Source organism: Methylobacterium sp. B1 (assembly GCF_000333255.1).
In the GTDB taxonomy this organism is placed as follows: Bacteria; Pseudomonadota; Alphaproteobacteria; order Rhizobiales; family Beijerinckiaceae; genus Methylobacterium; species Methylobacterium fujisawaense.
The window spans coordinates 1-12,473 of sequence record NZ_BACT01000090.1; the positions used below are offsets into that span (position 1 = coordinate 1).

Consider the following 12,473-nt stretch of genomic DNA (forward strand, 5'->3'; position numbering starts at 1 on the left):
CAGCTGCCCGGTGCGGGCCGTGGCGTTGCGGTCGATGAAGGCGGCGGTCGTCGCCCTCGGACCAGAGGCGGACATCCTCCGGCTCGGAGCCGCGGCCGCGGCGCCGGGTGACGATGCGCCCGGGCAGCCCTGCCAGGGTCCGGGTGGCGGGCGCGGAACCCCGCCGGGCGAGGTGGCGCAGGCCCATCAGCGCCTCGCCCGAGAGGTGGATGCCCGCGGCGCTTCCCGTTCCTCCCCCCTTTGCGGGGGCCCCGGCCGTCAGGCCGGGTCGGGCGAGGGGAGCGACGCTTCCGGACGGGTCGCGACGGGCGCCATTTCCCGATCCGTCGCGCTGCCCCGCTCCCCCGCTGCCGCGCAGGGTCTCCTCCCCCGCAGAGGGGGGCGGGGAAGCACGTCCCGGAATCCGGAGCCCGAACACCGTCAGAGCGCCCGCACCCGCTGCACCAGTTCGCCGACGAGGCCGCGCGCCGTCTTGCCCTCGGCGGCCGCCCGCCAGGTCAGGCCGATGCGGTGGGACAGGGCGTCCCGGGCGAGGTCCGTGACGTCCTCGGGGATGACGTGGTCGCGGCCCCGCAGCCAGGCCCGGGCCTTGCCGGCCATCATCAGCGCCAGGGTGCCCCGCGGCGAGGCCGGGTGCTCGATCATGGCGCGCAGGTCCGGGGCCGCCGCATCCGTGCGGGTCGCCGCCACCAGCCGCACGAGATAGTCCTTGAGGGCCGGCGACACGTAGGTGGAGAGCGCCGCCTCCCGGGCCGCGCGCACATCCGCCAGCGACAACCGCATGGTCATGGCGTCGACGTGGTGGGTGATCTCGCCCTCCACGAGGTCGAGGATCGCCCGCTCCGTGGTCTCGTCGGGCATGTCGACCACGACGTGCAGCAGGAAGCGGTCGAGCTGCGCCTCCGGCAGCGGGAAGGTGCCGGCATGCTCGATCGGGTTCTGGGTCGCCACGACCATGAACGGATCGGACAGGCGGTGGGTGGTCCCTGAGACCGTCACCTGCCCCTCGGCCATGGATTCGAGGAGCGCCGACTGCACCTTCGGCGGCGCGCGGTTGACCTCGTCCACCAGCACGAGGGCGTGGAACAGGGGCCCCGGCAGGAACTCGAACGTGCCGCTGTCCTGGCGCCAGACGGTGGTGCCGGTGAGATCGGCCGGCATCAGGTCCGGGGTGCACTGGATGCGCGCGAAGGAGCCGTCGAGCCCGTCGGCGAGCCGCTTGACCGCGCGGGTCTTGGCCAGCCCCGGCGCGCCCTCGATCAGCAGGTGGCCGCCGGTGAGCAGCCCGATCAGCAGGCGCTCGACGAGGCCGGCGCTGCCGATCAGGCCGCGCTCCAGCCCCTCGCGGAGCGCCATGACGCGGCCGTGCAGGGCGTCGTCGGGAATGGTGTCGGGCCGACGCTCGGCGAGGGCGCCGCTCATACGCGGACGCATCCTGTGCGGCAGGATCTTGCGCTGCGGGATCTTGCGCGGACCCCGTCCGCCGCTCGGGCCGTGTGCTGCATCCTGCACGTCTCCTCGACCGGGTCCCGAATTCTTAAGGGATCCTCAGGCTCTTGCCGGTGTGCCCGCTGCCCGGTGCGGCCGTCAATCCCGGTTCGGATACGCTTACGGATCCGGGCCGGGCCATGGTGTCACGGTTTCGTCACCTCCCCGCTCCCATGAGACCGCGGATGATCAGCTACACCGCCCTCCCCGAAGAACTGAAATCCGCCATCGGCCTGCTCGTGGCCTTCGTGCTCGGCACGATCATCGGGGCCGAACGCCAGTACCGGCAACGCACCGCGGGCCTGCGGACGGCCGTGCTGGTCGCGGTGGGAGCGAGCGCCTTCGTGGATCTCGGCATGCGGCTCACCGGCCCGGACGGGGGCGTCCGCACGGTGGCCTATGTGATCTCCGGCATCGGCTTCCTCGGCGCCGGCGTGATCATGAAGGAGGGCATGAACGTCCGCGGCCTCAACACGGCCGCGACCCTGTGGTGCTCGGCGGCCGTCGGGGCCTTCTGCGGTGCGGACCTGCCCCTGGAGGCCGTGTTCGTGATGGTGACGGTTCTGGCCTGCAACACCGCGCTCCGGCCGCTGGTGAATGCCATCAACCGCGCGCCGATTCGCGAATCCGCCACCGAGGCGACCTACGAGGTCCAGGTCACCACGGCGCCCGGCGAGGCCGGTCCGGCGCAGGATCTGCTGGTGGAGCGCCTGGAGGCTGCGAACTACCCGGTCGGCAGCGTCGAGGTGGAGGAGCGGGGCGAGACCGCGGTGGATGTGGTGGCGACCCTGACGGCCAGCGCCGTGAAGGCCGAGGAGCTCGATGCCGTCACGGCCGAACTGGCCCGCGCCCCGGGCATTCGTCACGCCACGTGGTCGGTCCAGACCGCCGACTGATCTGTTTTCGGCTCAAAGCTCGGTCCGTTCGACAGGAGCGACGGCTGGTTCCGACCTTCCTCGGCCGTACAATGCGGGTTGAGTAGGCCCGGTAAGCAGACGTGCAAAAGCTGGTACGCCGAAGCCGGTTTTGCGGCGGGGACGCACTGGGTATCGTTCGGATGTTGCAACGCACCAGTCTGGTGATGTACGAGGGGCCATACGACAGGACCCGGTGAAAGCCCGGGTGGCTCTTCCGGCCGCCGATCCGCCGGACCACGCAATCGACGGCGACCGTGTCGCGGACCTCAAAGGAGGCCGACCCGCCGTGTTGCGCCTCCCGCACGGGTTCGCGGACGTCGCGCGTGCGGGACGACGAAAGTCTCCCACCCATCATGAATCTCGTACACCTCCGGAGCGAATGGGCTCCGAACGTCACGCGTGAACTGCTGGCCGGTGCGGTGGTCGCCCTGGCCCTGATCCCCGAGGCCATCGCCTTCTCGATCATCGCCGGTGTCGATCCCAAGGTCGGCCTCTACGCCTCCTTCTGTATCGCCGTGGTCACCGCATTCGCCGGCGGCCGCCCGGCGATGATCTCCGCCGCCACCGGCGCCATGGCGCTCCTCATGGTCGGCCTCGTGAAGGACCACGGCGTCGGCTACCTGTTTGCCGCCACCATCCTCACCGGGCTCCTGCAGATCGTCGCCGGGGCCCTGCGCCTGGGCAACCTGATGCGGTTCGTCTCGCGGTCGGTGGTCACCGGTTTCGTCAACGCCTTGGCGATCCTGATCTTCCTGGCGCAGATGCCCGAGCTCCTCGGCCAAGGCACCACGGTCTACGTCATGACCGCCGTTGGCCTCGGCATCATCTACGGGCTGCCGTACCTGACCAAGGCCGTGCCATCACCGCTGGTGACCATCGTCCTGCTCACCGCCGTCTCGATGTACCTCGGCCTCGGCATCCACAGGGTCGGCGACATGGGGGCGCTCCCGAGCGAGCTGCCGTGGGTGGCCCTGCCACAGGTGCCGTTCACCCTCGACACGCTGTGGATCATCCTTCCGGTCTCGCTGACCTTGACCATGGTCGGTTTGCTGGAGAGCTTGATGACCGCGGCCATCGTCGACGAGATGACCGACACGACTTCGAACAAGAACCGTGAATGCGCCGGCCAGGGCGTCGCCAACATCGCTTCCGGGTTCCTCGGCGGCATGGCCGGCTGCGCCATGATCGGGCAATCGGTCATCAACGTCTCCTCCGGCGGCCGCGGGCGCCTCTCGACCCTATTCTCCGGTGTGTTCCTGCTGTTCCTCATCGTGGTGCTCGGGCCTTACGTGGCGCAGATCCCGATGGCGTCGCTCGTGGCCGTGATGATCATGGTCTCCATCAACACCTTCCAGTGGAAATCCCTGCGCACGCTGGTCACCCATCCGAAGGCGTCGAGCGTGGTCATGCTCGGCACCGTCGCGGTGGTGGTCGCCACTCACGACCTCGCCAAGGGCGTGCTGTTCGGCGTGATCCTGAGCGGGTTGTTCTTCGCCCACAAGGTCACGAAGTTCTTCGCCGTCCGGTCTTCCCGTGGCGAGGGCGACGTGCGGACCTACCGGATAACCGGGCAGATTTTCTTCGCCACGGCGGAAGCCTTCCACGCCGCCTTCGACTTCCGCGAGGAAGGGCTGACGGGCGTGGTGATCGACCTGCAGGCGGCACACTTCTGGGACATCTCGGCTATCAACGCTCTTGACCGGGTCGTCCTGAAGCTCCGCCACCATGGCATCACGGTCGACGTCGTCGGCATGAACGAGGCGACGGCAACCATGGTCGAGCGTATCGGCACTCACGATAAGCCCGGGGCGACGTTCGCCGTTGGCGGTCACTGATCCAACGGCAGGCCATCCTCGAATCGCGCTGGTGGTGCCGAGGATGGCCGATTCCCGGTAAACCCACTCAGAAGCAGTCAGGCTGCTTGCCATACCCAGCCGCCGTTCCGCACTCGACCCGTAGCGGACCTTGATCTCCTTCGCTCGTGCATGGCTTGGAAAGCGTCATGGAACCGCTCGCCGACCCCATTGCTCGCGCCCGCTCCACCGGCTCCGGCCACCCCCCGGAGGGTGGGTTCTCCGCCCTAACGCCGGAACTGGCTGTCTACGACCTCGACACAAGCCTGCGCTTCTGGTGCGATCTGCTCGGCTTTGGTGTCGCCTATGATCGACCGGCTGCCCGCTTTTCCTACCTTGTACGAGGCCGCGCGCAGATCATGCTGTGCCAGCGCAATGGTCGCTGGGATACGGGGACGCTGGAGCGCCCTTACGGACGTGGCGTGAACTTCCAGATCATGGTCGATCAGCTTGCGCCGATCCTGACGGCGCTCGCCACGGCGGGATGGCCGCTCTTCGAAGAACCGAGCGAGGCTTGGTATCGGACCGGACCGGTGGAGGGCGGACAGAGGGAGTGTCTCGTCCAAGACCCCGATGGGTATCTCGTGCGCCTCGCCGAGAGCCTCGGGCATCGTCAACCGGAGTAAGGTCCGCTACCAACCCAAACGGGCCTTCCGTTCCCGATCCAAGTCGGTCGCCGTCGATGGATTGGAGCATTCTCGGAAGCAGATCTAGGTCGCGTCTTTATCGAGTGTGGTTGTCTCCGCAGCACGCAAGTCGTGGCGCTGGTCTGAAGCGTAGGCATTGATGATCCCTGCCAGCAGACCGGGAAAGCGTGCCTCCACCTCGATCCAGCGGGAATGGTTGCGCACTTCGACGCCGTGACGTTCGCTGCGGATCAAACCGGCCTCGCGCAGAACCTTGAAGTGGTTGGACAGCGAGGATTTCGGGATGACCCGGTCCCCAACTGCCGAGACTGCCGAGCAGGCCTCGACACAGCCCGCCTGCATGATCTTGGCGAAGATGGCCGCGCGGCTCGGATCGGCGAGCGCGTGCAGGATCGCCTCCGGACGCACGTCATCGATAGCGGGGTGAAACAGGGGTCTCATATTTCGTCCATATGGGGACTTGAACGACGCTCCATTAGTTCCGAAGTTCCGAACTATGGGTCTAAGGCTGCCATCCCGGAGCCGGTCCCAGTCGGAGATAGCACACATGTCGAAGCTTGAGGGCAAGGTCGCCGTCGTGACCGGAGCATCCAAAGGCATCGGTGCGGCGATCGCCAGAGCGTTGGCCCAGGATGGCGCCGCTGTGGTGGTGAACTACGCGTCCAGCAGGGCCGGGGCTGACGCCGTCGTGGCGGCCATAACCTCGGCTGGCGGCAGGGCCATCGCGGTCCAGGGCGACGTGTCCAAAGCGTCCGAGGCGCAGGGTGTGATCGAGGCGGCGGTGCGGGAGTTCGGGCGGCTCGACGTGCTGGTCAACAACTCCGGCATCTACGAGTTCGCGGCGATCGAAGAGGTCACAGAGGAACACTATCGCCGCCAGTTCGACGTCAACGTGCTCGGCATTCTGCTGTCGACCCGGGCGGCCGTGAAGCATCTCGGCGAAGGCGCGAGCATCGTGAACATCTCTTCGGCGATCACGCACGTGCATACGCCGGCGGCGGCGGTCTACGCGGGCACGAAGGGCGCGGTGAACGCGATCTCGGGCGTCCTCGCCAATGAGTTGGCCCCGCGCAAGATACGCGTGAACGTGGTCAGCCCCGGCTACGTGGTGACCGAAGGGACGCACACGGCCGGCATATCCGGCTCGGAGATGGAAGCCGGGATGGTCGCACAGACACCTCTCGGCCGCGCCGGCCACCCGGATGACATCGCGGGCGTCGTGACGTTCCTCGCGTCCGATGACGCGCGCTGGCTTACCGGCGAGAACATCACCGCCAGCGGCGGTATTCGCTGAAACACAACGACTAGACCTGCGCGCACGGGCCAGACAGGGGCTGCGCGCAGGAGCGCAACGCAGGACGAGTGGTGTCGAACTACGTCAACCCTTCGATAGCGTCTGCTTTGCTGTCTCTCGCACCGGAAGCAGACCCTCGGCTGTCCACCCCCAGCGGTCATTTGGGGGCGACTGTCGACGGGACTGGAACTGGCCGAAAGCGGCCGGTCCGCTTCGGCGCAGGCCCGCCGGAAAGCGGATGGCCCGCTATCGACCCGACGTCGCCCGTGAGGCCGGATCGTGCGGTCCCCGGAAGCGGACGAAGGCGCCCTCCTTCCGGCGGGGCCAGCGTGATGAGGAAAGCTACAACCAGAAAGTAAAACGAGGTTGTATTAAATACAACGGACGTTCCTATCAGAATGTATCGACGCGTCGTGCTCTCTGGGCTCGCAAAGCGGGCGACGTCCGGATGGCAGCCGCCCGCCCTCACGCCTCTCTCCGCCAGGAATCTCGGACCATGATCACCCGCGCCCTCGACGCACTGTGCCTCAGTGCCCTGGGTTCGACGGCCTTGGGATGGGCGGTGCGCACGGTCGTCATCGTGGCATCCCGGACTGTCGCGCCCCGCAGCGAGGCTGCCGGCGGCCGGCCCGGCCCGATGGCGCCGGCCCGGTAGGCAAGAGGATCGGTGAACGGCGACGCGGCTCAGGCCGCCCGGGCGAGATCCCCTTCGATCGCGGCGAGCGCCCGCTCCAGCGCCGCGAAGCAGGCCGGATCGAACGCTGTGCCGACATCCGCCCGCATGATGCCGAGCGCCTTCTCAAGCGGCATGGCGGCCCGGTAGGGTCGGTCGGCGGTCAGCGCGTCGAACACGTCGGCGACCGAGACGATCCGGATCTCGGGTACGATCGCATCGCCTTTCAGCCCCCGTGGATAGCCCTTGCCGTCCAGCCGCTCGTGATGGCCGCCGCCGATACAGGCCATCTCGTGAAACACCGCCACGCGGGCCAGGATGGTCTCCGACAGGGCGGCGTGATTGCGCATGTCCTGCCACTCGGCATCGTCCAGCTTGCCGTTCTTGTCGAGGATCGCGTTCGAGACCCCGAGTTTGCCAATGTCGTGCAGGAGCGCGGCCCGCTTGAGCCAGCGGCGGCGTTCCGCAGTAAAGCCGAGTTCGGCCGCGATCATATCGGCGTAGACCGCGACCCGCTCGGAGTGGCCGGAGGTGAAGGGGCTCTTGGCATCGATGATCTGGGCGAACGCGCGGGCGATGTCGTCGAGGTAGTCCTCGTCCACCGCGATCGGGCTGACCGGTGCCAGGGCGAACACCGCCGCCTCGACCTCATCCGAACCCAGAACCTCCCAGAAGCCGGGTTCGGCCGCGACCGCTTCGAAGCAGGCGACGACCTGCGGGTCGAACCATGTGCCAGAGCGCGCCCGCACCTCGGCGATCGCGGCCGAAGGGCCAGCTGCGGCGTGGAAGACGTCGACCACCTGCGCGAGCAGCGCCACACGGGCGTAGAGCGGGATCGCAGCGCCCGTGAGGCGGTCCGGCCGGCCGCTGCCATTCCAGTGCTCGTCCAGCGCGTGGATGGCGTCGCAGACGCTCGTCGAAAAGCGGAGCTGCCGGGCGATCGCGGCACCGCGCTGGCAGCGGGTCTGTATGAGCTCGTCGGCGATCGCTCCGCCGTTCTGCAAGATGTTGAGCACCGCGCGGAACCGTTCGGCCAAGCCTGCCTTCAAGCCCGTGTGAGCGAAGACAAATCCCAGCACCTTCGGCAAGCTGTCGCTCACCGTCTTGAAGTCACGTTTGAAGCTGAGATCGTCGGATAGATAGAGTTCGCAGATTCGCGCGGCGTTGCTTGAGCAGCCGAGATCCTTCAGCATGATCGTATGGTAGAGTTCCCATAGCTGAAGGTCGGGCAGGCCCATCGCGCGGCCGATGTGGAAGCCGATCCATGTCGCACGAATGCAATGCCCCACGGGCTGACCTTCCGTCAGATCCAGGGCATGGCTCAAGGCACCCAGGATTTCCGACAGGTGTACGGTCTGTGTCTCTGCGTCACCGCTCGCCACGATTCGCATTGGTATAGCCCAAACTCGTGCCTTATAGGCCGAATGACTATCTCCCAAAAATAATGAAACCGTTCATCGACGGTCGTTCCCATGCGTCCTCATCTCGGCCGGGGACCGCCGCAAAACCACCCTGAGCGTTGGGGTGGACATCCCCCGACGGCATCGCTGTGCCAGAGCGGCGGTGTTGCGACACCCCTGCAGGCGGCGTCCCCAGGTGGGGTGAGCACCGGCGGGATCGATCCGGTCGAGTCGGTTTTCCAGGGTCACCGCTCGGATGCGAGTGGCACAGCCGTGTGTCGCACGATGCTGCGGCGTGATCCGGGACTGGCGTTCGTCGCGACACCTCCCCGATGCATGGGCGCGATGGAGATCTGCGCCGGTGCTCGTCACTGGGCATGCGGGATAGACTTGGCCGGTCACGACACGCGGCTCATCCCTTCGGCATGCGTGAAGCCGTTCGCGAAGCGGCAGAAGAGCGCCATGGCCGACGCGGAGGCGATCTGCGGCGCGGCGCCCGACGCTGCGGTTCGCCCGGGGATCCCGACACAGCTGGGGCGAGGTCGGCCGGCATGCTGTCGCGCCAGCCGCGCATGCGGGTCGCCGTCGCCCTGGCGGACATGATGGCGCGGATCGTCTGGGCGTTGATGGCCCACGGGGCGCCTGCGGAACTCCGGCCACGGCGTAACCGCCATGCCGCGAGGCGGGAGGGATGCGGGGACGGTCGTCCATCGCCCCGCCGTCACGCCTTGTTCGCCGCGGGAAGTCCGAAGCATCGGGTGCCGCTCGCGCACGGTCCATGCACCGGCAAAGCCGAAGCCCTTCACCGGCAAAGCCGAAGCCCCTGCGCAGCCCCCGCATGCCGTCCGAGCCGCAGATCATGCGCGGGCTCTGGGGATGGGGTGGCGGGGATGGAGCGGCGGGCTCGGCGGCTAGGCCCAAGGACCCGTGAACCCGCGCGTTCGCGCGTGCGACACGCCCGCACCCGTCACGCCGGGTCAAACCCGCTCGACCCCACGCTGGGACCGACCGTCCCATAATCCTCCGGCGGCCGCTCTAAACGCAGCATTAACCTTGTTCAGTGATTTGCTGGATCCTTGAAAGCTTCGCGGGGTCCGTACCTGCCGCCGCGCAAGGATGGCAAATCATGCGGCTGATCGTCGGCACACTGATCGTCTTCGTCTGCGTGTTCGGCAGCTACGCGGCGATGGGTGCCCACTTGGCAGTCCTTTGGCAGCCGTTCGAGTTTGTCATTATCCTCGGTGCAGCCATCGGTGCCTTCGTCATCGGCAACACAGGGCCGGTGCTTAAGGCCGTGCCCGCCATGCTGGGCACACTGATGAAGGGCCCCAAATACACGCAGAACTCCTATGTCGAACTGCTGGGGATGCAGTATTCACTGTTCAAACTCGCGAAGCAGAAGGGTTCGATGGCGCTCGAGCCGCACATTGAAAACCCGGGCGAGTCGACGCTGTTCAACGCCTTTCCGACCTTTGCAGCGAATCATCACGCGGTCGAGTTTGTCTGCGACTACATGCGCATGGTGTCGCTGGGTGCCAACAACGTCCATGAGATCGACGCTCTCATGGATCAGGAACTGGAGACGCACCACCAAGAGCAGGAGCGGGTCGTGTCTGCCATGCAGGCGCTCGCCGACGGAACACCGGCGCTCGGCATCGTCGCCGCCGTGCTCGGCGTGATCAAGACGATGGGGGCGATCAAGGAGCCGCCGGAGGTGCTGGGGCATCTGATCGGCGGCGCGCTCGTCGGCACCTTCTTTGGCGTCTTCGTCGCCTACGGCTTCTTCGGGCCCATGGCGCAGTCGCTCAAGAGCCTCTTCGAGGCCGAATCCAAATACTACCTTTCCCTCAAGGCGGGTCTGCTCGCCCACATCGGCGGCCAGCCGCCGGTCATGGCGATAGAATTTGCCCGCAAGTCTCTGATGAGCGACGTCCGCCCGACCTTCAGCGAAGTGGAAGCGGCAACCGCCGCTCTGCCCGCCCAGATCTGACCCGCTATCCGGCAGGGATTCGATGACCACGATCATCATCAAGAAGGTCAAGAAGGCCGCTCACGCCCATCACGGCGGGGCCTGGAAGATCGCCTATGCGGACTTCGTGACCGCCATGATGGCGTTCTTTCTGCTGATGTGGCTGATCAGCATGACGACGCAGGAGCAGAAGATCGGTTTGGCGGAATACTTCTCGCCGGCGGCTTTGAGCCCTGCAACCAGTGGCGCGGGCGGGATCCTGTACGGCACCGCCCTGGACACGTCAGGCAACAAGCCGTCCACGCCCCGCGACGCGGAGCGGGGTTCTGCCGAGCGGGAGGACAGAGTGCGCCCGACCAGTCCGGGCCGCACCAGCGATCTCGATGCCAGCCGCCCGGCCGCCAGCACGGAGGTGAACTACAGCGCCATAGCCAGCCTCCGGCAGGCGCTCCAGACGATGCCCGACATCGCCGAGCTGTCGAAGAACATCGTGATCGAGCAGACCAAGGAGGGCGTGAACGTGTCCCTCGTGGACCAGGACGGCCGCGCCATGTTCCGCGAGGGCTCTGTCGACCCCTACGAGCGCACCCGTCGCGTGCTGGAGGCGCTCGCGCCCGCCCTGCGCCGGCTGCCCAACAGCCTGTCGATAACCGGCCACACGGCCGCCGCACGCCCGGGTTCGGCGCGGACCGCCGAACCCTGGAATCTCACCGCCGGGCGTGCGCTCGCCGTGCGCGAGATCCTGTCGGGTGCCGGGGTTCCCAACGACCACTTCTCGTCCGTGGTGGGACGCGCCGACACCGAGCCGGTTTTCCCCGACAATCCCTACATCGCGCCGAACCGACGGGTGACGATCACTCTGCTCAATGCGAGCCCGCCGGTGCCCCCGAACCTGCTTCGTTGACGACGAGGCGCCGCGCCGCCTCGGACGACAACGGCGAATCGCCGTCGAGGCCGCCCATCGGATCATCGTGGCGCATCACGCGCTTTGCACAGGACCACAGCCGAGGATCAGGTAGTACAGGAAGACCAGCCGGTGCATTGAATCGTACGGGATGCCGAAGGTCGCCGCGAATCCGTCGTCGCCCGCCGTGAACGGGATCCCGAAGAAGGTCGCCCGCGGGATCGACGAGATGCCCGCCCCGCCGCCGGTCACGTCGGTCCAGTTGATCAGGACGAGGCGGATGATCTCGCCGAAGGCCAGGGTGACGATGGCCAGATAGTCGCCGCGCAGGCGCAGCACGGGAAAGCCGAGGATCATCCCCCACAGGCCGGCGAACAGGCCCGCCAGCGGCAGGCAGACCCAGAACGACAGGCCGAAGGTGGTCGAGAGCAGGGCGTAGGAATAGGCGCCGACCGCGTAGAAGGCGACGTAGCCGAGATCGAGGAGACCGGCGAGGCCGACCACGATGTTCAGGCCCCAGCCGAGCATCACGTAGGTGAGGATCAGGATGCCGAGGTCGATCCAGTAGCGCGCCGAGGACAGGCCGCCGGTGGCCGCCGCCGCGATCATCGGCAGCGTCAGGGCGATGCCGATGAACAGATAGAGCCCGACCTTCGAGGTCTTCTGGCCCGCATCCGGCTCGCCGTGGACCGCCTCGGTGGCCTGGGACGGGGAGGGGGTCAGCGCCCGCCGGGCGTCACGGCGCAGCAGCACGAGGCGCTGGACGAGCCGCGCCACGAAGATCGCCGCGCAGAGCGCCGCCACCAGTCCCCAGCGCGGAACGAGCACCAGCTCGGTCCCGGGCCCGGGATCGGTGCGGTAGGCGATGATCGGCACGCAGAGGCCGAAGGTGACGAGGGCGTACAGGGCGGCGTCGCGCAGGATGCCGGCCATCGCGGAGTCGGGAAGCGCAGCCTGAGAACGGGCCATCAGACTTTCTCGACCTCGGGCCGGCCCAGGATGCCCGAGGGCATGAAGATCAGGACGATCGCCAGGATCGAGAAGGCGGCGACGTCCTTGTACTCGATGGAGAAGTAGGCGGACCAGAAGGTCTCGATCAGGCCGATGATCAGGCCGCCGAGAACCGCGCCGGGCAGGGAGCCGATGCCGCCGAGCACCGCCGCCGTGAAGGCCTTCACGCCGGGCACGAACCCGTCCGAGAACGACACGACGCCGTAATACATGAGGTAGAGGACGCCGGCGACGGCCGCCAGCGCGGCGCCGAGCACGAAGGTCAGGGAGATCGTGCGGTCGACGTCGATGCCCAGCAACGCCGCCATCTTGCGGTC

10 protein-coding genes, 4 pseudogenes and 1 other annotated feature are annotated in these 12,473 nt (G+C 67.5%); of the genes and pseudogenes, 8 read left to right on the forward strand and 6 right to left on the reverse strand.

The features are described from left to right. Both I53_RS34445 and I53_RS02555 read right to left on the reverse strand, forming a co-directional pair. Positions 1 to 187, reverse strand: a pseudogene (locus I53_RS34445) (DUF58 domain-containing protein); the annotation flags it as partial. Between the two features lie 233 nt (positions 188 to 420). Then, the gene (locus I53_RS02555) at positions 421 to 1,422 is read right to left on the reverse strand and encodes a MoxR family ATPase (protein WP_051044631.1); all 1,002 of its coding nucleotides are present in this window, start codon (positions 1,420 to 1,422) and stop codon (positions 421 to 423) included. 251 nt (positions 1,423 to 1,673) lie between these two features. Here I53_RS02555 and I53_RS02560 point away from each other — a divergent pair, with 251 nt between their 5' ends. The 3 genes from I53_RS02560 to I53_RS02570 all read left to right on the forward strand — a co-directional run bounded on the left by I53_RS02560 (position 1,674) and on the right by I53_RS02570 (position 4,884). After that, complete coding sequence (locus tag I53_RS02560; RefSeq protein WP_043346286.1) at positions 1,674 to 2,384, forward strand: MgtC/SapB family protein; 711 nt, start codon at positions 1,674 to 1,676, stop codon at positions 2,382 to 2,384. A 204-nt stretch (positions 2,385 to 2,588) separates the two neighbouring features. Continuing rightward, positions 2,589 to 2,644, forward strand: a sequence feature (sul1 is cis-regulatory element that is thought to sense ions involved in sulfur or methionine metabolism; They are found in Alphaproteobacteria). Between the two features lie 114 nt (positions 2,645 to 2,758). Then, on the forward strand, positions 2,759 to 4,240 hold the full coding sequence (locus tag I53_RS02565; protein ID WP_043346287.1) for a SulP family inorganic anion transporter: 1,482 nt from the start codon (positions 2,759 to 2,761) through the stop codon (positions 4,238 to 4,240). A gap of 167 nt (positions 4,241 to 4,407) precedes the next feature. After that, entirely contained in the window at positions 4,408 to 4,884 is a 477-nt protein-coding gene (locus I53_RS02570) for a VOC family protein (RefSeq protein ID WP_083935945.1), read from the forward strand. Positions 4,885 to 4,968: 84 nt separating this feature from the next. Here the strand turns inward: I53_RS02570 and I53_RS02575 are convergent, their stop codons facing one another. Beyond that, positions 4,969 to 5,346, reverse strand: coding sequence for a helix-turn-helix domain-containing protein (locus tag I53_RS02575; RefSeq protein WP_043346289.1), 378 nt, complete (start codon positions 5,344 to 5,346; stop codon positions 4,969 to 4,971). Positions 5,347 to 5,452: 106 nt separating this feature from the next. Between I53_RS02575 and I53_RS02580 the strand changes: the two genes are divergently transcribed. Together I53_RS02580 and I53_RS33640 are read left to right on the forward strand one after the other, a co-directional pair. Further along, entirely contained in the window at positions 5,453 to 6,199 is a 747-nt protein-coding gene (locus I53_RS02580) for a glucose 1-dehydrogenase (protein WP_043346290.1), read from the forward strand. 496 nt (positions 6,200 to 6,695) lie between these two features. After that, positions 6,696 to 6,854 carry a hypothetical protein gene (locus tag I53_RS33640; RefSeq protein ID WP_158498469.1) on the forward strand — a complete coding sequence of 53 codons (159 nt, stop codon included), beginning with the start codon at positions 6,696 to 6,698 and terminating at the stop codon, positions 6,852 to 6,854. Between the two features lie 29 nt (positions 6,855 to 6,883). Here I53_RS33640 and I53_RS02585 read toward each other — a convergent pair whose 3' ends face one another. Further along, the gene (locus I53_RS02585; protein ID WP_374701292.1) at positions 6,884 to 8,254 is read right to left on the reverse strand and encodes an HD-GYP domain-containing protein; all 1,371 of its coding nucleotides are present in this window, start codon (positions 8,252 to 8,254) and stop codon (positions 6,884 to 6,886) included. Positions 8,255 to 8,449: 195 nt separating this feature from the next. On the opposite strand from I53_RS02585, the pseudogene I53_RS34805 reads away from it, so the two are divergent. The 3 genes and pseudogenes from I53_RS34805 to I53_RS02595 all read left to right on the forward strand — a co-directional run. Continuing rightward, positions 8,450 to 8,785 (forward strand): annotated as a pseudogene (locus I53_RS34805) (IS110 family transposase); the annotation flags it as partial. A 613-nt stretch (positions 8,786 to 9,398) separates the two neighbouring features. Beyond that, on the forward strand, positions 9,399 to 10,262 hold the full coding sequence (motA, locus tag I53_RS02590) for a flagellar motor stator protein MotA (protein ID WP_043346294.1): 864 nt from the start codon (positions 9,399 to 9,401) through the stop codon (positions 10,260 to 10,262). A 22-nt stretch (positions 10,263 to 10,284) separates the two neighbouring features. Continuing rightward, complete coding sequence (locus tag I53_RS02595) at positions 10,285 to 11,145, forward strand: flagellar motor protein MotB (protein WP_043346296.1); 861 nt, start codon at positions 10,285 to 10,287, stop codon at positions 11,143 to 11,145. 102 nt (positions 11,146 to 11,247) lie between these two features. On the opposite strand, the pseudogene I53_RS02600 reads toward I53_RS02595, so the two are convergent. Together I53_RS02600 and I53_RS02605 are read right to left on the reverse strand one after the other, a co-directional pair. Next, a pseudogene (locus I53_RS02600) lies at positions 11,248 to 12,114 on the reverse strand (DUF3382 domain-containing protein); the annotation flags it as partial. Then, a pseudogene (locus I53_RS02605) lies at positions 12,114 to 12,473 on the reverse strand (branched-chain amino acid ABC transporter permease); the annotation flags it as partial. The pseudogenes I53_RS02605 and I53_RS02600, both read right to left, overlap by 1 nt.

Excerpts from the sequence above, each read along its gene's own strand:
- I53_RS02595 (WP_043346296.1), top strand. The coding sequence starts at position 10,285 with ATGACCACGATCATCATCAAGAAGGTCAAGAAGGCCGCTCACGCCCAT.
- I53_RS02575 (WP_043346289.1), bottom strand. The coding sequence starts at position 5,346 with ATGAGACCCCTGTTTCACCCCGCTATCGATGACGTGCGTCCGGAGGCG.
- I53_RS33640 (WP_158498469.1), top strand. The coding sequence starts at position 6,696 with ATGATCACCCGCGCCCTCGACGCACTGTGCCTCAGTGCCCTGGGTTCG.
- I53_RS02570 (WP_083935945.1), top strand. The coding sequence starts at position 4,408 with ATGGAACCGCTCGCCGACCCCATTGCTCGCGCCCGCTCCACCGGCTCC.
- I53_RS02560 (WP_043346286.1), top strand. The coding sequence starts at position 1,674 with ATGATCAGCTACACCGCCCTCCCCGAAGAACTGAAATCCGCCATCGGC.
- motA (WP_043346294.1), top strand. The coding sequence starts at position 9,399 with ATGCGGCTGATCGTCGGCACACTGATCGTCTTCGTCTGCGTGTTCGGC.
- I53_RS02580 (WP_043346290.1), top strand. The coding sequence starts at position 5,453 with ATGTCGAAGCTTGAGGGCAAGGTCGCCGTCGTGACCGGAGCATCCAAA.
- I53_RS02555 (WP_051044631.1), bottom strand. The coding sequence starts at position 1,422 with ATGAGCGGCGCCCTCGCCGAGCGTCGGCCCGACACCATTCCCGACGAC.
- I53_RS02565 (WP_043346287.1), top strand. The coding sequence starts at position 2,759 with ATGAATCTCGTACACCTCCGGAGCGAATGGGCTCCGAACGTCACGCGT.